Source organism: Jiulongibacter sediminis, from assembly GCF_001306455.1.
In the GTDB taxonomy this organism is placed as follows: domain Bacteria; phylum Bacteroidota; class Bacteroidia; order Cytophagales; family Spirosomataceae; genus Jiulongibacter; species Jiulongibacter sediminis.
Genome location: NZ_LGTQ01000005.1, coordinates 1,105,150 through 1,127,712, shown reverse-complemented (window position 1 = coordinate 1,127,712; position 22,563 = coordinate 1,105,150). Strand labels below are relative to the sequence as shown.

Below are 22,563 nucleotides of genomic sequence, written 5' to 3'. Positions count from 1 at the left end.
TTTGTTTGGAGTCTTCCATCTTAAGTCTTCCCTCTTCCAACCCAAATTCCTATTTTTGCCCCTCGATTTTAAATCAGGAACTGCTTAATGCTTACAATTCATAACCTCTCTTTTTATTTTGGCGGCCGTCCTATTTTTGAAGAGGCCAGTCTTCAGGTAAAGCCCAAAGACAAAATAGGCCTCATCGGGCTAAATGGGAAGGGGAAATCAACGCTTTTAAAGTTAATTGTAGGTGAATATACGCCTGATGGAGGCACCATCTCCATGGCGGGTGATGTTACTCTGGGTTTCCTGAATCAGGATTTGTTATCCTATGAATCGGCAGAGTCAATCTTACTTGTAGCCATGCAGGGTTTTCAACGTGAATTGGAACTTCAGCACCAAATTGAGGAAGTTCTTCATAAAATGGAAACCAACTACACCGATGAACTTGTCCATGAACTTGGTGAACTTCAGGAGGAGTATGATATTCTTGGCGGCTACTCCATTCAGGCTCGGGCCGAAGAAATACTCGAAGGTCTGGGGTTCAGAACGGAGGACTTACAAAGACCTTTAAAAGAATTCTCCGGAGGTTGGCGTATGCGTGTGATGCTCGCCAAACTGCTTTTGCAAAAGCCGTCTGTTCTTCTTCTCGATGAGCCAACTAACCACCTTGATTTACCTTCAATTCAGTGGATTGAAAAGTATATAGCCAATTATGAGAATGCGGTCATTGTGGTTTCTCACGACCGTACATTTCTGGATAACGTAACCACCAGCACTGTGGAGGTTTCAAATTGTAAATTGAATTTCTATCCCGGCAATTACTCCTTTTACCTTGAAGAAAAGGAGCTCCGTAACGAGATTCAGAAGGGAGCTTATGAAAACCAGCAGGCTCAGATTCGTCAAACTGAACGTTTTATTGAACGTTTCAAGGCCAAAGCCACTAAAGCCCGTCAGGTGCAGTCTAGAGTGAAAGCTCTGGAACGTATGGATATGGTTGAGGACGTTATCAGCGATGATGCCAAAGTTCACTTCAGATTTCAGTTTGGAACCCAACCTGGCCGTCATGTGATGAGATTAGATAACATCTCAAAGGCTTATGATGAGAATGTAATTCTCAAAAACACCGTAGGTCATATAGAACGAGGTGACAAAATTGCTCTGATTGGTGCAAACGGAAAAGGGAAATCAACGCTTTTGAGAATTATTGCCGGTACGGAGAAGCATGAAGGTCAAAGGGCCCTAGGTCATAATGTCAATTTCTCCTTCTATGCACAGCATCAGTTGGAATCACTACATGTGAATGAAACACTACTTGATGAATTAAAATATGCCGATTCTACCAAGTCTGAAACCGAATTACGTTCTGTTTTGGGTTGCTTTTTGTTTGGAGGAGAAGATGTTTTCAAGAAAATAAAAGTCCTTTCCGGTGGAGAAAAATCGAGGGTGGCATTAGCAAAAGTTTTGATTTCTGAAGCCAATTTTCTACTTCTTGATGAGCCAACTAACCACCTAGATATGCAATCAGTGAATATTCTGGTTCAGGCTCTTCAGCAATATGAAGGCACCTACGTGGTGGTTTCTCACGACAGGCACTTTGTATCTCAGGTAGCCAATAAAATCTGGTATATAGAAGATCAGGAAATCAAGGTATACCCAGGAACTTTCGAGGAATACCTTTGGTGGCAGGCCGAACGTGAAAAAGACGGTCAAGGCTCTCAAACTATACCCAAGAAGGTTGAGACAACTGATGAAAATCCGGTCGAAAAGAAGTCTTTCAGAGATAAATCGAATGACGAGAGAAAGCGGCTTGAAAAGGAAATTGAAGAGCTGGAAGAAAAAATCGAGGATTTTGAGCTGCAAAAACTCAAAATCGAAGCAAAATTAGCGGAAAAGGAAGTATTTTCTGACCCTGAAAAATTAGCCAAAGAAAATAAACGCTACGAAAAAGTAAAATTCAATCTTAATCAGGCTCATGAAAAATGGGAGGCAAAAATGCTGGAGCTGGAAGACTAGTGAACGATCAGTCTTTTGCTAATGAAACTGCCAGTTTCACTTTCGAATATAAGAATATAAAGACCAGGGTCTAAGTCTTCCAGATCGTTGGAAAACTCCCTTCCTGTATTGTTAACAATACCTTTTAGAAGCAGTTCATTACTTTTCCTTACAGTGACTTTTTGACCTTTAACTAAAGGGTTCGGGTAAATACTGACAAAGAGATCATCAGGCTTGAAATTAACTTGAATGATTTTTGAAAATTCGAAAGTCCCGTCTAAGTCTATTTGTTTGAGGCGATAGTAGTTTAGGCCAAGTAAGGGGTTTGAATCAGTGAATTGGTAAGTTTTTTGGATGTTGTCTGACTCAATGTTTTGGACTCTTCCAATTGATTCAAACGTAGTCATATTACGGCTTTTTTGAATTTCAAAAAGGTTGTGATTGGTTTCGGAAGCTGTAATCCATTGAAGTAGAACACCGGATTGAAAATCAGTACCCTTAAAATCAACAAGATTTACAGGAAGAGCCGGATTAGTGACATTGAAAAGGCAAGGTGGTAAACCATTAACGGGAACAGTGATGGCTGAATTACTGGTGATCCAATTTCCAGAACCATTGATAAAGGAGAGGAAATAACTTTGATTACCGGAGGGTACGGCTACCCCATCGCAGCCAAATACACCATTGTCATTACTGGATGTAAGAGCTACGGCGGTTGTTCCGTCGGTTAAGCCTGATGGTAAAGCTGTGGTACTTGCATCAACTGCATCAGCATCCCAAGTACTTGTTGCATTAAAATCAACAGCTGCAATTGGTATGTGATTCCCAGTTCCGTTTTGAACAAAGTATGCGATAATTTGATCTCCCGAGGCCGAGAGGTCAAAACCTGCATCAATCTCTGAAATACTACCTATACTCACAGTATTCAGGGTAGCGTTCACAATTACATTGGTACCCGCTGAAAGACCACTACCGGGTACCGTCCATCTTAAGACACCTTCACCATTTCTAAAACCTCCGGCTGCCAGCCATCCGGAGTCCGTAAAATTTAGTTCGTAATTTCCGGGAAAGTCTACAAGCAAAACAAAGCTAAATTGGTCAAAACCGTCTGTCTGATAAGAAGTGAAAGCAATTTCGCCTACTGAAAAAGCTTTAAAAGTTGAAATAAAGCTTAAAAACAAAAGGATAGACTTTTTCATTTAACTTTAGAGTTTATATGGATTATGAACAATAGAATTCACCGTAGTTTTTTTATTCTTTCTCAATTTATAGTTTTTGGTCTTTTCGGACAAATTAATGGCACGAATCAAAAACAAGTTAATGACCCCAACCTAAAAACAATTCAGTTATACCCCTATACTGAGGGCCAAAATTACCCTACTCTTCGTCCTGCCGTTTTTACCTTGAATTCAAGTGAGCAATGGATTCTTGAATTTGATGACCTTCTGGCCTCTTACAGGCAGTTTCATGTCAAAATTGTACATTGTAATCTTGATTGGACTCCGTCAAGACTGCGTGATCTGGAGTTTTTAAATGATTATAATGACTTCATTATTAATAACTATGAAGTTTCTCAGGGCACTAAGGTTAAGTACTTTCATTATGGTTTTGAATTGCCCAAAGTCAAAGTCGCGGGAAATTACATTCTTGAAATCTACGAAAACGATTTGTACGGCACTCCGGTAGCCTCTTTACGTTTTCGGGTTTTGCAGCCTCATATATCTTTGACGGCTAGTGTACAGACTCCGCAAGACCCAACAATGTGGCGAACACATCAACAGGTTAATTTTGAGTTAGGCTTCGGAAATTATGATGTAAGAAATCCCAGAAGTGATTTTCATATAGAAATTCGTCAGAATTTTAGAGATGAAACCATTAAAACCGGTTTTACAGCCAATGCTGTGAATGGCTCCAGGAATACCTTGACTTATCGTTTTTTTGATAATGAAAACCTGTTTAAAGCTGGCAATGAATTTAGGTACGTCGATTTGCGAAGCACTTTTACTCGCGGTGATAATATAGCAGATGTAAAGCAATTATATGAAGATCAAGTCTGGTTAAAACCTCAAATCAGAAGGTCAGACAAAACTTACCTTAACGCTCCGGATTTAAACGGGAGGTATGTCATTGAGACCCGAGATAATGGGCACCCATCAGTTACGGCTGATTATGTCAATACATTCGTTGTTTTTGAGTCTGAAGAACTTCCTCCGCATCAGAAAATGTGTTTTTTGGGAGGGTTTAATGAATTCAAATGTGAAGACTCTGGTGAAATGGTTTATGATTATGACAAAGGTTATTACCAGACTAAAGCCTTATTAAAACAAGGGATGTATGATTTCCAATTTGCCATAGCCGAAGAGGGTCATTCGTTTGATTTTACAATTCTGGAGGGTGATTTCACTGACACGGGGAATAGCTACGAAATCTTTGTTTATCATCAGCCGCCTTCCGCAAGAGCTGCTTTACTGGTAGGGTATTATTTGATTGAGAATACGGGAGTGAGAAGGTGAATCAATGAAAGCGGTCAGGCCTTACTTCCAGATTTTTCATTATTTCGGCTTCTTGTCTCAATAGCTCCTGCCACCTTTTCTGAACCTTCTCTTTCGGGTTATATTCTTCAGCCAGTTCTATAAAGTTTTTATAATGCCCGGCCTCAGAAACCATGAGTTCAAAATAGAATTTCTTTAGCTTTTCATCAGAAATTTCCTCGGAGAGTAGCTTGAAACGCTCGGCACTTCTTGCTTCTATCATGGCACAGATTAAAACGTCTTCCATGAGTTGCTCCTCGCGGCTTCCCCCTTTTTTACCACATTTATGCAATGCTGCTACGTATTCATCTTTTCGGGCTTTTGTGAGCTGAATGCCTCGCTTATCCATTTCCTTTAACACCCGTTGAAAATGCCCCCATTCTTCGGTGACAACCGGGGTCATTACCTCAATTAGTTTTTGCTTTTCAGGGTATTTAACAATCAAAGAAATGCAGCTGCTGGCCGCTTTTTGCTCGCAAAAGGCATGATCAATCAGAATATCAGCCAGGTTCATTTTAGCGATATCCACCCATCTGGGGTCTGAAGGGAGTTTTAAACCAAGGGTAGTTAAATAATCAGCCATTGGTCAAATTCATTTTCGCCGTTTGCCGCTTATCTAAAGTCATCAGGAATGACGGAAGAAGCACCAGATTAGAAATCATGCCGATCATCAGGGTTAGTGAAACCAAAAGTCCAAGAAAAACGGTACCTTTGAATCCTGAAATGACGTAGATCCCAAAACCAAAGAAAAGAATTATCGCGGTATAGAACATACTGATACCTGTTTGGCGAATGGTCTCGCTTACAGCCTCAGAGATGGTTTTGCCATGCTCTATTTCGTCTTTATACTTCGTCAAAAAGTAAATTGTACCATCAGAAGCAATACCGAAAGCTATACTAAAAATCAAAGTAGTGGAAGGTTTCAATGGGATACCAAAAAAGCCCATCACTCCAGCAGTTATGATGAGCGGAATCACACTTGGTATCGTTGATATAAGAATAGTTCTGGCATTCAGAAATTGAGTTGCCATTACAAAAGATACCAAAATGATCGCCATAATGGTGCTGTCTCGCAGGTTGCTCAGCAAATAGTCGTTCCCCTTGGTGAAAACAACCCCATTTCCGGTCAACTCAGCTTTTACTTGCTCATCAATAGGCAACCATTCTTCAAAATCACGGTCGTAATTAAAGATAGAATCAATGCTCGGCCCAAGTTGATTGATCATTTCTGTCATTCTGATGGTACCCACATCTTCACTTTGATAACTTATTCTCGTATAGCGACGGGTGCTGTCCATAAAGGCACTGGCCATATTCTCGCGGCCTTCAGCCATACCGGCGTAAGCTGAGAGTTTATTCAGTTCTAATGCTCCCGGCAGTCTATAAAAACGCTCTTCACCACCGCGATAGCCCTGATAAATAAACTTGATGGCCTCGACGACTGAAATTGGTTTCGTGAATTCAGGATACTTGGCAAATTCACGCTGCACCAGTCTGATTTTTTGAAGCATTTCAGGTTGTAAAACGCCATTTTCAATACCTGTATCAATAGAAACCTCAAAAGGAACAATTCCTTTGAAATGAGACTCAATAAATTTCAAATCTGTAAATACCGGATCATCTTCAGGCAAATCATCCACCACGTGACCAATCGATTGGATTCTGGTCATTCCGAGCACAGAAAGGCCAACCAAAATACCTATAAACCAATAAAGTTTTGTTCGGCGATTATGAACAATGAAGTCTATAAATTCCAGAAATTTTGAGATGTTTTTGTTCTCTAAGTGTCTTACATGTTTGGCCTTTGGCTTCGGATTATAGCTGAAAATGATCGGAATCAGGATCAATGAAACCGCCCAGGTAGCCAAAACACTAATGGCCGCTACCAGGCCAAACTCGAGCAATAAAGGACTACCGGTAAAGTAGAAAACAAAGAAGCCGATGAATGTGGTAACGTTGGCAATAAAGGTGGTTTTGCCAATCTTTTCAATGGCAATCTTTAAAGCAAGAATCTGATCATTGCATTTGAGGAACTCCTCCTGATATCTGTTGATCAGGAAAATGGAGTTTGGTATACCAATAACAACAATAATTGATGGAATAAGACCGGTAAGCAGCGTGATCTTATACCCGAAGAGGTCAATAAAACCAACTGACCAAAGCACTGAAATGGCAATCACCAAGATGGCGAAAAATACGACCCGGTAAGATCTGAAAAACAAGAATAAAATAACAGCAGTAACCAGAAAAGCCAGCCCCATAAACATGGCAACTTCTGAACTAACTTTTGACATGAAGTTCGTACGCACAAAAGGCATTCCCGAAAAGTGCATGTCAATATCATGTTTCTGCCCAAACTCTTCTGCCAAAGCCTGAACTTCCTCTGTGATACCAATCCGGTTTTTGGAGTTCATCTGCTCCTGATTGAAGGTGACTGCCATCAGGTGAGCTTTACCATCTTCGCTGTACAAAAAGCCTCTGTAAAACGGATATTGCTCAATGGTTTTTCTAATGCTATCTACCTCTGCCTGAGAGGTGGGAGCTTTGGGAGAGATGGGTTTGAAATCAAACTTTTTCTTCTCTTCGTTATTGATAATCTCAAAGAGATTGGTGTTTGAGGCTACGTTATTTATGCCGTCAACATTTTTGATGGCCCGGCTTAAAGCATGCCAATCACGATAAACATCGAGTTTATAAATATCGTCAGACTCAAGGGCAATCAGCATAACGCTGCCATCCTCGCCGTAACGTTGCTTAAATCGCTCGTAGAGTTGGAAACTCTCGTCTGACTGCGGTAAAATCTTAGCTAATTCATAGGACAGCTCCAGCTGGCTGGCCCGGTAGCCCATAAGTCCTGTGATGCTCAAAATGACCACCAGCCAGGTCAAGCGATTATTGAGTATTAATTCGGCAATTTTTTTCCAGAAGTCCTGGAAATATTTTGGGTTTTTCAGGGATGCCATGTAAAGGGTTTTGCGATTAGAATATCGGCTTATGAAAACGACGGCAAAAGTACGAAAAATGCACCGGCTTTACTAAGCCAGTTATTGATAGATCAGGGGTAGAGGTCGATTTTTTTGAAGGGGCTTAAAGCAAAAATCACGGCCGGTACATATAATTCTTTTCGACTAATGAGTCCATCGGTCAATAAACCCGAGCTGCCCATTTTTTGCTTGCTGTTTTTGATCTCAAAAACTATTTCGTCAGCGTGTCCTAATTCATAACCTTCATTGATGAGATCAACGGTTTTTTGCGGAAGGAAAAAACCGGCAGTTCTGGCTCTACCAATTTTAGAATGACTTAAAACCACCACCCAGGCCATGGCTTCCATTTCTTGTCCGTGAAGAATGTTTCCTCCCTCAATGCCAATCCAATAATCTGCTTCGGGACATTCTTTTTTTGCGTTCTGAGCTCTGTTAAGGGCCCCCTTATAAGTTTCGTCAGAGCCAATGGGCTGGTCAGGTACACCAGACGGTACACTTACCGATATAATTTCAATTTCTTCTTCTGGAAATTGCCGTTGAAAGCCATCTTTGGCCGATTCTGTTTTGGTAGGGTTTTTAGAGGCTACGCAAACAATCATTCTTATTAAGGTTATTTAAGCTCTGTATGGCCTATTTCATGCTTTTCATAAAAACCTCAGCAATCTCAAGGTCTTCAGGAGTTGTAATTTTGATATTTCTGTAATCACCCTCAATCAGATGAACGGAGTGGCCGGCATATTCGAAAACCGAGGCGTCATCAGTAAAATTTGATTGCTCACCCAGAGCAAAGGCCGCTTTGATTTTATTCAGGTCAAAGGTTTGTGGAGTCTGAACGAGCCTGATCTTTGAGCGGTCAATCTGGTGATTCTTTTGTCCATTAATTTCCCGGGCCGAATCTTTGAGTTCAACGGCAAGAACTGCCGAACCGTTCTGTGAAGCCTCTCTAAAGGAATTTCCTATCAATTCAATAGTTATCAAAGGCCTAACGCCGTCATGAATAGCTACCAGGCCTTCATTTTCAGATATAGCGGCCAATCCATGACTAACCGATTGATAACGTGTAGCTCCACCCACTACGGTTTTGAGTTTTCCGGCTTCAACAGCCTCCGTCAGGATTTCATTGCTTTCAATAATATCTTCCCAGAAATTCATGTCATCCAAGGGCAAAACAGCAATAACTTTATTCTCTGGAATAGACAGAAACTTCTCAATGGTATGAGAGAGAATAGGTTTATCAAAAAGAGGTAAGAATTGCTTAGCAATGACTGACCTCATGCGGGTACCACTGCCGCCTGCAACGATGATAGAGAATCGGTTTTGTTCAGAAGTTGACATAAAAAAATAGCCTACAAAAGAGTAGGCTATCAAATATAACACGATTTAATTTCTTAAAGAATAAGCATTACATCACCGTAAGTGAAAAACTCATATTTCTCCTTAATGGCTACCTGGTAGGCTTCCATGATAAGGTCATAGCCCCCAAATGCACAGGCAGACATCAAAACGATAGACTGTGGCAGGTGGAAGTTGGTCAAAAGAGAATTTCCTATCTTGAATTCGTAAGGAGGGAAAAGGAATTTATCAGTCCAGCTATTTTCAATGGCCTTGAGTCTGTCACTTGCAGATACTGAAGATTCCAATGTCTTGAGGGCCGTTGTTCCCACTGCACAAACGCGTTTTCCTGAATCAAGAGCGGTATTTACCACATCACAGGTAGCCTGAGGAATAGAGAAATTCTCAGAATCTGTCTTGTGTTTTGTAAGGTCTTCAACCTCAACACCTCTGAACGTACCAATACCGATATGTAAGGTGATAGGAGAGAAGTCCACACCCTTAATCTGCATTTTACGCATGATATTTTTGGTGAAGTGCATACCTGCCGTTGGAGCAGACACAGCACCTTCTTCAGTAGCGAAGATGGTTTGGAAACGCTCTCGGTCAAGATCGTTCACCTCTCTTTGAATAATATCTTTAGGCAATGGAGTTTCTCCCAACTCATGAATGGTTTGCATCATTTCTTCATGATCGCCATCAAACAGGAAACGAATGGTACGGCCTCTTGAAGTGGTATTATCAATGACTTCAGCGACCAAATCACTCTCACCAAAATATAGTTTGTTACCAACTCTGATTTTACGGGCAGGGTCTACCAAGACATCCCAAAGACGCATTTCGCGATTGAGTTCTCTCAAAAGAAAAACTTCAATTTTCGCCCCCGTTTTCTCCTTTGACCCATAAAGTCTGGCCGGGAAAACTTTAGTGTTATTGGTGACCATGATATCGCCTTCGTCAAAGTAGTCCACGATATCTGTAAACATTTTATGTTCGATTTTGCCGGTGGCACGGTCAACGACCATCATTCGGGCTCCGTCTCTTTGTTCTTTGGGTTGCATAGCAATCAGGCTATGCGGAAGGTCAAACTTAAATTGTGATAGTTTCATTTATTATCAGTAAACCCCATTTATTATTAGATAAGATTGACGGCTTTTGGGTCAAACCGGCAATTCTGCTCACTATCTGTGTCAAACAGCCCGCAAATCTACAAAATCGAGATAGGGGTTGTCAAGCAAATGGCCATTTATATTCCTGCTCAGTGGTTTAAACTGTTATTTCTCCTTTCAGATAGGAGACAGCCATACCGCTAATTAGGACACGGTCGCCTTTCATCGTACACTCTAATTTGCCAAGTCGGGCAGATATTTGGTGAGCATTCATGGTTTGTTTGCCCAGTATTTCTGACCAATATGGTGCTAGCTTAGTGTGGGCAGAGCCCGTTACAGGGTCTTCGTCAATACCGGCAGCGGGAGCAAAAAATCGACTAACAAAATCAACTTCATCGCCCTTTGCCGTGCAAATTATACCTCTCGATTTTACCTTTTTCAATTTGGCAAAAACAGGATCTAAGTTCCGTATTTCGGTTTCATTTCTGAATACGAAGAAATAGTCCTCGTTAGCCTTGAGGGTTATTTCTGGTTTAATGTTGAAACCATCAACCAGTTCAGACGGTATCTCAGCCTTAGTTGGTTTGGTAGCCGGAAAATCAAGAGTGAGTAAATCTCTTTCTTTTTTGACCGTTAATTCACCGCTTTTGGAGTCAAAAAATATGATATCTCCGGCATAACCTAACTCTTCAAAGAGTATATGTGCCGCAGCCAGGGTAGCATGTCCGCAAAGGTCTACCTCTACTGCCGGAGTAAACCATCGAATGTGAAACCGGTTATTATTTTCGACTAAATAGGCTGTTTCGGAGAGGTTATTTTCCAATGCAATTTTTTGCATCAAATCATCAGAAATCCATTCTTTAAGTGGTACAATAGCCGCCGGATTTCCACCAAAAACAGTATCTGTAAAGGCGTCAGCCTGATAAATCGGAAGTTTCATGTGTTTATTTTGAAGGTCTGTAAGTCAACCTACCTATCTTCTTTTTTTGTGTAGTACGAAGATAGTCAAAGCTCCCATGAGTACAATCAGAGAAACCAGATAGATGATATTTCTGGAGTCCAAAACACCTCTGCTCAGTGATTCATAATGAAAATAAATGCTGAGGTAATCGGTAAAGTATTGTGTTACTCCCCTGAAAAGGTTAGAGAGTTGATGAATTCCATCAAAAAGGAAATAGCACAAAAAAGCACCGCTGATAAAGGCTACGACCTGATTTTGACTTAAAGAGGAGGCAAAAATACCAACAGCTGTGAAAGCACCCGCCAGGAGGAAAAGGCCAAAATAAGAACCTATAACGGAGCCCGTGTCAATATTCCCTTCTGGGTTACCAAGACTTGATATCGAAAAATAATAGACTACCGTTGGTAAAATGGCCAGAATAATGAGTAGCCAGGCGGCCAGAAACTTTCCTCCAAAAACCTGAAAGGTAGTAAGTGGTTTGGTTAGTAAAAATTCAATAGTTCCTGTTTTAAACTCCTCGGAGAAGCTTCGCATGGTAATGGCAGGCACTAACATTAACAAAATGAAAGGGGTCAGGCTGAAAAAGGAATTCATCTCAGCGAAACCATAGTCCAAAATGTTGCTATCAGGGAAAACCCAAAGCACCAGGCCTGTAAATACCAAAAAAAGCACAATGACTAAATACGCAATCAGCGAATTGAGATAGCCATTGAGCTCTTTCTTGAAAATGGGGAACATAAAAGTCTAAAAAACAGGTTTATTTTTTTTCATGATGGCGGCTACAATCAAAGTCATGATCAGCGAAAACAGGATAGCCCCAAGCAATGGAAAAAGAAACGAAAGACCACCGGTTGTGAATTTTTCACTCATGGAAATTGCCTGCTCTATTTGTGCATCGCTTAGTCCCTGAGCCTCCATTTGCTCATATTGGAAGTCCTTCATTTTCTCGGGAAACGTAGGATCTATGAATTTCATGTAGATCTGGCTATACAAAGTGCTGATCACGGCAGAAATGACACTGGCCAGCATTCCAAGCCCAAAACCTTCACCAAAAGTCATGAATCCTCCATTTTGATCTTTAAACTCTTTCATGGCCATCACCAGAATGGCTATTCCGACCGCAAGCCCAACCACAGAGGATACTACGGTGTTTTTCCAGAGGTCTGTCATGTACATTACGGTACTTAAAACAATACTGGCCAGAGCAGAAATAATCCCCCATTTAAGGGCGATTTGAGTTGTTGAAGGTTTTTGTTCCATTTGAAATAGGGTTAAGGTTTTAAGAAATAGCGTCTCCCTGTTTGCGGAGGGCCATAGAAATGAGCATTATCGCAACGATTGCAAACTGCTTGAACATCAGGTCATCCAGGATGACCCTGTAAGGTTTGATCTCGTCAAACGACTTTAACTGCAATTTAAAAGTTTCTTCATTGATGACGCTATCCAGAGCCTCCTTTTGTTCAATCAGAAACTGCTTTGAGTAGCTGTTCCAATTAAGATAAGGCTGAATATCATAGAATTTGAGAAATAAATAGACTGCAATTCCACTAAACAAGGCTGCAATTAGGTTGGTCAAAAAACCGATACTGAAGCCTTCATAAAAGTGTAAGTAGCCATTTCTCCTTCGTTTGAAAATCCAGATTGCCAGAAAAATGAATAATATATTTATTCCAATATCCGGTCTCTTTTTAATGAGAGGATTATCATCAACGGCGTACATCATCAAAAAGAAAAGGAAACAAACCAATCCGGCAATGAGTCCCCAGGTCAGACTTATTTTGAGTATTTTCTTTTTCATGCTGAGTGCATTCCTTTATTTAATGTTGCCAGAATTTTCCCTTTTAATTCTTTTCCGATGAAAGGTGAATTCTTTGATTTTGACTCAATCATATCTTCGGTGAAAATGAAGTTTTGAGCAGCGTCAATAACCGTAAGATTGGCCTCTTCATTTTCGTTTATAACCGGCTGGCTCATCTGCAAAAGAGCCCTTGGAGACTCGGTAAACAATGGAATCAAATTCTCAACTGGCAAACCACTGTATGTTAAGGCAGCAGCAAATGAGGTCTGAAGTCCTATCACTCCAAATTCTGCCAGATCAAATTCCATGTTTTTATGCTCTTCATCAAGTGGATTGTGATCTGATACAATGGCGTCGATGGTTCCATCTTCCAGTCCTTTTTGTAGGGCTTTTATGTCCTTTTTTGACCTGAAAGGAGGTGATACTTTCAAATTAGTATCAAAACCACCGAGGTCTTCATCTGTGAAAGCCAACTGGTGAGCAGCGATATCGCAGCTCACTGGCAGACCTTTTTGTTTGGCTTTTCTTATTCTGGCTAAACCTGAAGCAGTAGAAACACATGAGAAGTGAAGAAGAGGTCTTTCTGACTCAAAGTCGGCATATTCCAGCAGCTTCAAATCTCTCATGATCATGATTTCTTCTGCTTCTGACGGGATACCCTTGGTGCCCATGTGGGTTGAGGTTATCCCTTCATGCATTTGACCAAACATGGCTAAAGCTGGCTCCTCAGGCCGATTCATAAGTAAGGCCTTCTTTGGATAAAGGTATTGAAGGCTTTTGTAAAGAATGTCAGAGTTCCAGAGCGGTTTTAATCCGTCAGTAAAAGCCAGGGCACCAGCCTCATGAAGATCCCACATTTCTGTGAAGCTTTCGCCCTTATTATCAAGGGTGACGGCGGCAGCGGCGTGAAAGTTAACCTGAGTGATTTTTGAGGAGTTTTTTAAATAGTTAATCACTCCCTTTGACTGGATCACCGGATCAGTGTTGGGCATAATCAGTAGATCTGAGTAACCACCTTTTGCCGCGGCTCGACTAAGACTTTCCAGAGTTTCCATGGCTTCCTGCCCAGGTTCTTTTGAGAATGTTCTCAAATCCATAAACCCGGTAGAAACATAAAGCTCTTTGCCTTTGATGATTTGGTCAGCAGCCTCATCAATTTTCCCGATTTTTGTAATCACTCCATCAATCACCAGAATATCCCTTTGCTTGAGGTGGTGAGGAGAACCGGTGCTGATAATTTTGGCTTTCTTAATTAAAACCTTCATGTGTATTCAAAAAAAAAGCCCTTGTGGGCTTTCGTTTTATTGACCAATTTGATTCTTATATGTCTCGCTGTCCAGCAAACTGTCGAGATCAGCTAAATCACTGATTTCCATTTTTATGATCCAACCATCACCATAAGGGTCGGTATTAACCAGTTCTGGTTCATCATTCAATTTCTCGTTGAATTCCAAAACTTTCCCATTTGCGGGTAGGAATAAATCAGAAACCGTTTTTACGGCCTCAATGGTACCAAAAACCTCATTCGCTTCCAGTTCTTCGTCGACGGTTTCTACTTCCACGAAAACAATGTCACCAAGCTCGCTTTGTGCAAATTCGGTAATACCGATAACAGCGATGTTTCCATCTTCAATTTTAATCCATTCGTGTTCTTCGGTGTATTTTAATTCCGAGGGAAATTCCATATTGTTTTGCAGGTTTCTTAAGGTGGTGCAAGTTACGTCAAATCTTAATTGTTGCAAAAGAAAAGATTAATCAGCCAGATTAAACTTCATATTGATTCCACCCACTGTTCGCCGTGTTTCAAACGATAATGAGGTGAATGGTTCATTCACAAAATGTTCAATGTAGAAACCAAGGTTTAGCTTTTTATTGAACTGATACTGAATCTGTGGTTTAATCTGAACAACGTAATTTCCCTGAATAGGAACCGCGTCGCCATCCAGTCTTCTTTGCAATGCCGTGACATCTCTAAGAGTTACATCAAATCTGAAGTTCAAATCATTCTCGAGAACAACATTATTGCCATCCCGGCCTTTAAACGGAAGCTTAATTCCGCTTTTACGAAGGCCAACTCCCATCACAAGGTCATTTGAATTATATTCTGCCACTTGTGAATTTGATAGGTTAAGAGCGGCTCTTCTTTCTTTATTATATTCCACACGACCAGTCAGGCTTCCTTTTGTGGTAAACTGCACACCTATCATAGGAGAGAAACGCTCTTCCATAGTGACGGTACTCATGATAAACACGGGCATGAAATAACTCATGGCTGCACCGTCAATCATTGCTTGCGGCCCTAAAACGTCTCCCAGCGGGTAATTATTAACCAAAAGATTAACCACATTAGCCCCATATTCCAGAGAACTTGTGAAGTTTCCGACACTGTAGGTGGAAGTGTAGCTGTGACTTAGGGTCACTGAATTGAAAAGTTTTTTAAACAACGGAAGTTTCTCAATTCCGGAATAATCAACTCTCCAGTTTGGTAATGGGAATCTCAGGAAAGGGTTGAACGTCTCATCACCTCGTTTTGCAGCTTTCGCAAAGATGTCGTCAACAGATTTTCCACTATAGGCCGCAAAGAAAGCAGGAATCAGCACATCCTGAGAGTTTTCATGATACGCTCCGGCTTCACCTCCATTTATCTGATTTAGTTTCTCAATAACATCAAAACGGTAGGCCTTCATATTATCAAATATCTCGTACTGATAGTTACTTCTGGGGTCTTTGTTCATTTTGGTAAACCCTGTCTTAAAGGACCAGAAAGACATACTGAAAGTTCCGTTTCTGAAAGGGTTTTGTGAAACAAACTGACCACCCGGAATATCAGGTCTGTAAAGCTCCTGGTAGGAGTCTCCACGAGTATAATTTCCTCTGATTTGCATTCTGAAGCCCTGGAAAGGCTCCAGGTTTGTGCTGAAATCAAACTTCTTTTGACGGCCTTGAGTAAAAGGATCGTTTCTTACACTACTCTCAGAGAGCCAGCCATTTCTTGCTGAAATCTTATGAATTTCTCTGTTTTGACTACCTAATACGAAGGGTAATCCAGGGGCTCTGGTTTCTTTAGCAAGCCCAAAGAAAGCAGGTGATTCCATAAAGCCGGGTAGAATGGTATTCTCAATGATTGAGTAATTGAAATTAATACCACGGACTGTCATCAACAATCTCGTAAAGGTTTTCAGAGCGTCTGAAGTAGGCATGACAACATCATCCAGAGAGCCGGGGGTACGCGTGAAGCGTTCTTTCGGCTGATCAGGTGAGTTGGCAAACTTGAGGTATTTGATTTTGTTATAAAGCTTTACAAGGTCAATTCTTCCCTGTACCGCAATCTCTCGGTTGTTATCAAGATAGTTACCGAAGGCATCACCGAATTCATCCTGAATTCCAGCTACACGAATATCTTCTCCTTTGGTCCAGTCAAAGGCATTAGCTCTGTAATTATAATCTACATTCAAACGACTGTCTGCCTGAATCCAGTCCAAAAGGAAAAACTTATCAAGTGGTAGCTGATAAGTAGCCTGTATGTTTTGGTTAAAGTTTTTAGCACGACCAAATGACTTTAAATGATCCCATATCGCCGATTGATTTTCCGGGTTATCAATGTCGCCATATGGCTCATCAATGATTGAATTCATCTGAGAGGAATAGGTGATATTGACCGATTTCGTCAGGTTCCACTGCATATCGTAGAACCTGTTTGTCAGGAAGTATTTGATGAAGTTTGGCTCAATACCATCTGTAGTCAGGTCAGAATTCCGGTACTGCGTTTTGGTATAATTCCGGTTAAAATCTGTTCTAAACGCAAAAAGATCTGGAATAGGAGAGAGGTTAAAATCTTTAATCCATGTGAACATCGGCTTTTGAAGCCCTTCCGAATCTTTGAATGGCTCCCAAAGGAAAGTTCTTGGTTGAAATTGGTAAGTGATGGCTCCTTTTTTCTGCTCTGCCAGGTATTGCTGAATGAGAATGTTACTTCGATTGACGCTATTTTGGGCATATGAAAAAGAGAAATTCTCAATATCATAGAAGTGGTTTACAGCATTGGGATCGGTTTTAATTTTTCTGACATTGGCCAGATTAAAACCCTTGTTCACATTTTGGTCAATGACTAAGTCTCGGTAAGCCTGACGTTCTGCAGCAGTTTCAAATCTCGACAAAGCTCGCTCAAGCACAATATCAGGGTCGAGTGGATTAAAATGCGGGACGATTTCCTGCTGATCATAATTAAGGAAAAGAGGAATGCTTAAACCCCATTTCTCCGGGAAAAGTCTGTCTATTTCAAATGAAGAGGCGATACCAAAACCTTTGGCCGTTTCACGGGATCTTGATGAAATACGATCCTGAACACCACCAAACCCAAAAGTGCTGAGGTTACCCGAAACTGAAACTGTCCCAAGGTCGGCTAGTTTGATATCAGCAGCCAGCACTGCGGCTTCTCCTTTGGTTTCATCAAAACCATTGGCTCTTAATTCGTCCATCCAGATCGTGAATTTTGCCGGGCTGGTGTTTCCTCCTTCCGGATTACTAACACCGGTCATGATGGTTAAGATATTACTGAGGTCCGGATTACCGATGACTGATATTTTGTAAGTACGACTAATCAACGAGCCACCCTCGCCTTCACCGGATACAATGACAACTCTTGAAAATGGTCTGTCTAAAGAAACAGAATCACGTCCTAGTTGAATATTTCTATCAATTTTCAGGTTTCGGAGCTCATCTAAAGGGATGTCAAATTCATTTTCTTCAGGCCAGATAACCGTAGGGTCTTGAGAGCCTCTTGGTGTGGCCCTAAGGTTTTGAATCTCAATTTCGTAATAGTTGGTTTTGACGTCTGTACCAATTCTCATGAAAGCACCAGCCAGTCCGTTTTCGTCATTATCGTTCTCGGTATGCACAAACATCTGAAGGCGTTTATACATATTGAGGTCAAGTTTAGTGTTTTTAAAAACCCCTCTTTTGTCTCCATCCCGCAGGTTATCTACTGCTAAACTGATGGATTGTTCGTTGAAAAACTGATTAGTAAGGGTTGTTGAGAAGTCACGATCTCTTTGGAATCCCGGAGGTACTACATAAGGTGTTTCACCAACTTTGACATTACAATCACCTTCCACACTACACCCGTTTTCTTCCACAGAAACAGTGGTGACCTTAAATTGGGCATCATAAGGTTCTGGAACATCAACAAAGTCATGATTGTCTAAATCCTGAGTATAAACCCTGAATTGATTGGCCACCAATTGAAGAGCTGCAAAACGTAAAACCACAGGCTCACGCCATTCTTTCATTACCATTCGCATAAAACGGATGGATTTAAAACCGGTTATATCTCCAACCGCCTTGCGGTCAGCGGTTCTCAATGGAATTCTGAACAGATACCAGTCTGCATTACCTGAAGAAACCTTGTCAACAATGTATTTATTCCCTATAGCGAGCCCACCGTTTTCAAGATTAACTTCATATTCATGGTAGCTCTCTACATCATTGATGGTGTTATCTTGGTTTATGTCCTCCTTATCGGCTGTAATAGATGTAGCAGGCGTAATCTGTTGATTTTCCTGAACCGGCGGGGCATTATTCTCCATGCCCAGATAGTTCTTGAAACGCTCTACAATGTATTGATCGGTACGATAAGAGTCATCGAGAAAGAATTTGAAATCATCACCTGAAGGGTCTTCTGAAATTCTATTGTAAGCTTCAGGGGTCAGGTTTGGCTGAATTTCATCCAGGAAATTTCTGATATGCTCGTATTGCCTTTCTTCCTCATTGCTCAATCCATCAAGGCCAACGTCTTGTCTTTCACGGCTATCGGGGTCATTGTCAAAAGCATCAGTGATAAACTGAACCTTTGGTGCCTTACCCCAGGCAGTAACCACCGGTTGAGAAAAACCACTGTCTGACGGCGGAATGCCATTCTCAAAATTGAAGCGAGAATCAGGAATCACATCTTCTGAAATGTCACCAAGATGAAAAACAAGTTTACCACCCGATTGATTTGGACGACCATCAGGACTGCGGCCGTCACGTACATTATCTTTAAATGGGTCGAGAAGCCAAAACTCCAGATATTCCACATTGGAATTGTCAAAATCAGCATCAAAAGTGATTCCCCGCATTAAGGCCCCAAAATTCTCCTGAGGACTTTTCAGGTATCCTTCGTTAGTCAGATCCGGGTTATAATTATACATCCCGCGTTCCTCCGGGAAATAGGAAATATCAAGAATGCTTGTTGGTAGGTTTTGACCTAAAACGGGTCTTGAGCGACCAGGGAAGATGTCCTGTATAACAAAAGATCGCTCATAAAGGTTGTTTCGGGCGTTGTTCGTAAGTTCGGATGGAACAAGTCCGTTACCACCACCAAAAGGACTATTCACAAAAGTGGTCTGGTCAATGGTGTATGCAGAAATCTTGGCTCTTTTATAGTTATAGCCATAAATGCCTTCCTGTTCTTGTCTGAATTCATCCGGAGTAGATCCAAGACGCCACCTTTGCGGCTGGCGGGTAAGGTCATTGATATTTCTTGCAGCCTCAAAATCATCGATCATGGCATTGCCATTGATCTTCTTATTGTTTACGCCCGGAATAAGCTGTGCAAACTCAGCACTCAGCAAAATGGCCGAAGGCTCTTTGGTTTGGACCAATGGAAGTTTATCCAACAAGCGTGTTAGTCCTGAACCTTCCTGTTTATAATTTAAATCAAGTCCCCAGAGCGTATTGTTCACCGGTTCGTTACCGATAGCCGTTCTGGTTAAAAAGCCTGGTGTGTTTTCTTTGAGGTCCATCAAAGTACCACCCAAACGAAGATTTCTGCCAACGGTGTAATCAAGACGTAAACCGAAAAGTCGTCTGATCTGAGCCTGAAAAAGATCCGGTCGTTCGTAATCAATACGAATCGGTCTTCCACTGGCCAGAATACTTGGGTTAGTGATTCTTATTCTTCCCAGTTGAGAATCAACCTGATAATCAGCTCCCTGTTGTAATTCTGTACCACCAGAGTAAACGCGAACGGATCCGCCGGAGGCTCCAAGAGGAAGCGGAATATCAGAACTGTTACTTTGTACCGAGCCCTGAAGGAAGAACTTGTTTTTTGTATTTACTTGCTGAGCATCAGTTAAGGTTTTGTCATAGAGTTCGTCAAAAACATATTTTTGCTTCAAGCGTTCTTCTCCATCAGTAAACTTGGTTTCCAGATATGACCCGAAAGGCTCCAGAACAGGGAAGATAATCACACCACGCTGTTCATTAACCGTAATACCTTCCACGTAGTCAAAGTTACCATCGTATTGAGGATCATTATTATAATTGAGCCTGTCAAGGCCCAAAGCTGAGATTAAAGGAACATTTTCAAGGTTCTCACCTTCGTGGAGGTTTGGGGTATCCATTCCTGTTCGGTCATCCTTATAAACGACTCTCAGCTGAAAACCTTCACGTTCAATTTCACCTTGAGAAAGTGAGTAAACGTTCTTCATCATCAAATCCCACATCGGATGATTCAGACGATTTCTAACCGTTGATGACTTCAGGAGCTTGAGCATGATAACGTCATCCTCTTTTCTGAACGAATAGTCTTCTGTAAGTTCTCCTACTTTATAATTCTTTCCGTTGTAAACGTATTCATACGAAACAGCTAGTATTTCGTCATTTCTCAATGGCGTTAGCAGTGAAATATACCCCAATTGAGGATGGAAATCGAACTCTCTTTCGGTCAATCTTTTGGCTCCTCTTAGGATTTCAAAATCAATCCCTTTGTTCAATCCTTCACTTTCTAAAGCACTGTTCGTATTGTCTATTTGGCGGAAGCCGCCGTTTTGTACTTCTAATAAGTTTCCAAGGGAATTGGCATCATTTGAGGCCGCATTTCCGGAACCCGGGGTAACTGCATCGCTAAAAGGATTAACCTCTCCAAGGTCAGTCACCCCCACCAGATTTCGCATGCTGGTAACAGTATTGGTACGATTAGTTACATAGACTTCTACACGAGTGATGAGAATGCCTGAAGTGATCATTGGCAGGTTTCTCAGGCTGCTTTCATATTTCTCTCTGAAAAAATGAGAAAGAAAGAAGTGTCGGTTTTCGTCGTATTCATCGCAGCGAATCTCAAAAGGCCTGTTTCTGGCACCACCGCTGATATAAATCGATTCTGTTCGGGAGCGTTGCTGAGCAAAAACCGTGGAAACATCCAATTTACCGAAACGCATTCCGGCTTTCACTCCAAAAAGGTTTTCAACACCAGGTACCAACTGGCTTCTCAAAGGAAAACTCACATTACCAGCTTCTAGGGATTGAAGAATGTCTTCAGGATCAGATTTGAAATTGAGTTTAAACTGATTCTCAAAATTGAAGGCAGATTTGGTGTCGAAGTTTCCGAGAATACCCATCTTCTCGCGGTATGGATTTCGGTTACCTAAACCTCCTAAAGCACCACCACTTTGAGCTATTCTTCTCAAATCATTGAGGCCGCCACCTTGATTTCCCCGGTTTCCAAAAGCGTTGTTTCCACTATTATTCCCAAATCCTCCGGAGCCACTTTGACCACCGGGTCCGGCACCTCCGTTTGCATTATTATTAAAGTTGATAGAGATCTGCTGATCAAAATCAAAAATTGGTCTTCTACGCTGAAAAAGAGGTATTTGTGGATTGTTGATAAATTGGCTACCCACTCTCAAATCGACTGCTACGAAACCGTTAGGTTTGAATTCAGGAACTTTACCGCCGAAAATTCGATCAACCAGCGGAGCTTTTTGAAGGAGTGGAGAAAGACCTCTTCCCGAGGTCGCACTGTTACCATCCTGCATTTGCTCGTACTCTCTCATGATACTTTTACGAACCATGGCATTCTGAATGCTGGAATACTCATTGAAAGACATCGCCTGCGGTATTTTAACCTCAATATCATCTGCCAGTTTCTCGTCAATTTCTATCTGACTGTTTGATGGAGCGTACTGAATAGAGGTTTTGAGGCTATCAGACTGAATAAAAAAGAGGGGAGAACGAGGAAGGTCAAACGAAAAGCGGTTCAGGTACGAATCTTTCCATCTGAAAGCCGGGGCCTGACTACTTCTTGATACGCTGTCTGCTGTGGGTATAGTTCGGGTTATTTGCTGTCCGGCGGCCGGGGCAATTATTCCTGTGATTAGCAGTATTAGGAGTATGTATTTGTTAAATAGAGTATTGTCTTGAAACATACAGTGATTTTCCTGTGTGCAACTGTTGCGATTTAAACGTCTAAAATCCTGCCATTATTAGTCAAAGGCTTAAATTTTATCTAAGGGCTAGCTTTATGAGTTCTTCAAGACTGATATCACCACCGGATCTTCTCAGAATAGTGTCAATAGACTTTTCGGCGGTTGCTTTAGGGATACCCAAAGTAGTAAGAGCCGTGAGAGCCTCACTTCTTAGGTTGAGGTCCTGATTGGCAAAAACCGTAGGATTGACCCCGTCAGAAATCAACTCTTTTTTGAGTTTGTCTTTGAGTTCAATAATTGCCCTTTGGGCTGTTTTAGCCCCTATTCCTTTGATACTTTGGATAGTTTTAACATCCTCAGAAACCAGTGCCTGCATGATTTCACCAGATGTTAGTGAAGAAAGCATCACAATGGCCGTATTGGGTCCGATCCCTGAAACAGAAATCAGGTGTTCAAAAAGCTGTTTTTCCTCAATTTTAGAAAAACCGTAAAGGGTGTGAGAGTCTTCTTTTACTATCAGTAACGTGTGAATTTTAATGTGGTCATCTTTGACTTGTAAAGAAGAGTAGGTTTGTAGGGATATTTTCACGAGATAACCTACTCCTGATACATCAATAAGCAGATGCGTAGGTTCTTTGGTTATCAATCTCCCGCTTAAGAAAGCAATCATTCTGTAAACACAATTT

At 41.3% G+C, this 22,563-nt stretch carries 16 protein-coding genes; 2 read left to right on the top strand and 14 right to left on the bottom strand.

What is annotated here, in order from left to right; translation table 11 throughout:
- Nucleotides 1-87: 87 nt before the first annotated feature.
- Complete coding sequence (gene abc-f, locus AFM12_RS05020; RefSeq protein ID WP_055144514.1) at nucleotides 88-1,998, top strand: ribosomal protection-like ABC-F family protein; 1,911 nt, start codon at nucleotides 88-90, stop codon at nucleotides 1,996-1,998.
- On the opposite strand, the gene AFM12_RS05015 is transcribed toward abc-f, so the two are convergent.
- Nucleotides 1,995-3,176, bottom strand: a complete 1,182-nt coding sequence (locus tag AFM12_RS05015; RefSeq protein ID WP_055144511.1) for a T9SS type A sorting domain-containing protein — start codon at nucleotides 3,174-3,176, stop codon at nucleotides 1,995-1,997. The genes abc-f and AFM12_RS05015 overlap by 4 nt on opposite strands.
- 24 nt (nucleotides 3,177-3,200) lie before the next feature.
- On the opposite strand from AFM12_RS05015, the gene AFM12_RS05010 reads away from it, so the two are divergent.
- Entirely contained in the window at nucleotides 3,201-4,490 is a 1,290-nt protein-coding gene (locus AFM12_RS05010) for a type IX secretion system plug protein (RefSeq protein WP_055144508.1), read from the top strand.
- 1 nt (nucleotide 4,491) lies between these two features.
- Here AFM12_RS05010 and AFM12_RS05005 read toward each other — a convergent pair whose 3' ends face one another.
- From AFM12_RS05005 to ruvA, 13 genes are all read right to left on the bottom strand, one after another.
- Nucleotides 4,492-5,091, bottom strand: coding sequence for a MiaE family protein (locus AFM12_RS05005; RefSeq protein ID WP_055144507.1), 600 nt, complete (start codon nucleotides 5,089-5,091; stop codon nucleotides 4,492-4,494).
- Nucleotides 5,084-7,471, bottom strand: coding sequence for an efflux RND transporter permease subunit (locus tag AFM12_RS05000; RefSeq protein ID WP_055144504.1), 2,388 nt, complete (start codon nucleotides 7,469-7,471; stop codon nucleotides 5,084-5,086). The genes AFM12_RS05005 and AFM12_RS05000 overlap by 8 nt, the downstream gene beginning before the upstream one ends.
- Nucleotides 7,472-7,563: 92 nt before the next feature.
- Nucleotides 7,564-8,091 carry an inosine/xanthosine triphosphatase gene (gene yjjX, locus AFM12_RS04995; RefSeq protein ID WP_055144501.1) on the bottom strand — a complete coding sequence of 176 codons (528 nt, stop codon included), beginning with the start codon at nucleotides 8,089-8,091 and terminating at the stop codon, nucleotides 7,564-7,566.
- Between the two features lie 31 nt (nucleotides 8,092-8,122).
- Nucleotides 8,123-8,827: a 2-C-methyl-D-erythritol 4-phosphate cytidylyltransferase gene (locus AFM12_RS04990; protein ID WP_055144498.1), complete on the bottom strand. Its 705-nt coding sequence runs from the start codon at nucleotides 8,825-8,827 to the stop codon at nucleotides 8,123-8,125.
- A 53-nt stretch (nucleotides 8,828-8,880) separates the two neighbouring features.
- Nucleotides 8,881-9,933, bottom strand: a complete 1,053-nt coding sequence (gene queA / locus AFM12_RS04985) for a tRNA preQ1(34) S-adenosylmethionine ribosyltransferase-isomerase QueA (protein ID WP_055144495.1) — start codon at nucleotides 9,931-9,933, stop codon at nucleotides 8,881-8,883.
- Nucleotides 9,934-10,090: 157 nt separating this feature from the next.
- Complete coding sequence (locus AFM12_RS04980) at nucleotides 10,091-10,873, bottom strand: PhzF family protein (protein WP_055144492.1); 783 nt, start codon at nucleotides 10,871-10,873, stop codon at nucleotides 10,091-10,093.
- Nucleotides 10,874-10,906: 33 nt separating this feature from the next.
- Complete coding sequence (gldF, locus tag AFM12_RS04975; RefSeq protein WP_055144489.1) at nucleotides 10,907-11,632, bottom strand: gliding motility-associated ABC transporter permease subunit GldF; 726 nt, start codon at nucleotides 11,630-11,632, stop codon at nucleotides 10,907-10,909.
- A gap of 6 nt (nucleotides 11,633-11,638) precedes the next feature.
- On the bottom strand, nucleotides 11,639-12,154 hold the full coding sequence (locus AFM12_RS04970) for a DUF4199 domain-containing protein (RefSeq protein WP_055144486.1): 516 nt from the start codon (nucleotides 12,152-12,154) through the stop codon (nucleotides 11,639-11,641).
- A 19-nt stretch (nucleotides 12,155-12,173) separates the two neighbouring features.
- Nucleotides 12,174-12,692 (bottom strand): DUF4199 domain-containing protein, encoded by a 519-nt coding sequence (locus tag AFM12_RS04965; RefSeq protein ID WP_055144483.1) that lies wholly within the window; start codon nucleotides 12,690-12,692, stop codon nucleotides 12,174-12,176.
- A complete protein-coding gene (locus AFM12_RS04960; protein ID WP_055144480.1) occupies nucleotides 12,689-13,957 on the bottom strand; it encodes a dihydroorotase in 1,269 nt (422 codons plus the stop codon). The genes AFM12_RS04965 and AFM12_RS04960 overlap by 4 nt, the downstream gene beginning before the upstream one ends.
- Nucleotides 13,958-13,993: 36 nt before the next feature.
- A complete protein-coding gene (gene gcvH, locus AFM12_RS04955; protein ID WP_055144477.1) occupies nucleotides 13,994-14,377 on the bottom strand; it encodes a glycine cleavage system protein GcvH in 384 nt (127 codons plus the stop codon).
- Between the two features lie 66 nt (nucleotides 14,378-14,443).
- Nucleotides 14,444-21,877, bottom strand: a complete 7,434-nt coding sequence (gene sov, locus AFM12_RS04950) for a T9SS outer membrane translocon Sov/SprA (protein ID WP_055144474.1) — start codon at nucleotides 21,875-21,877, stop codon at nucleotides 14,444-14,446.
- A 76-nt stretch (nucleotides 21,878-21,953) separates the two neighbouring features.
- Complete coding sequence (ruvA, locus tag AFM12_RS04945) at nucleotides 21,954-22,547, bottom strand: Holliday junction branch migration protein RuvA (protein ID WP_055144471.1); 594 nt, start codon at nucleotides 22,545-22,547, stop codon at nucleotides 21,954-21,956.
- Nucleotides 22,548-22,563: the final 16 nt, after the last annotated feature.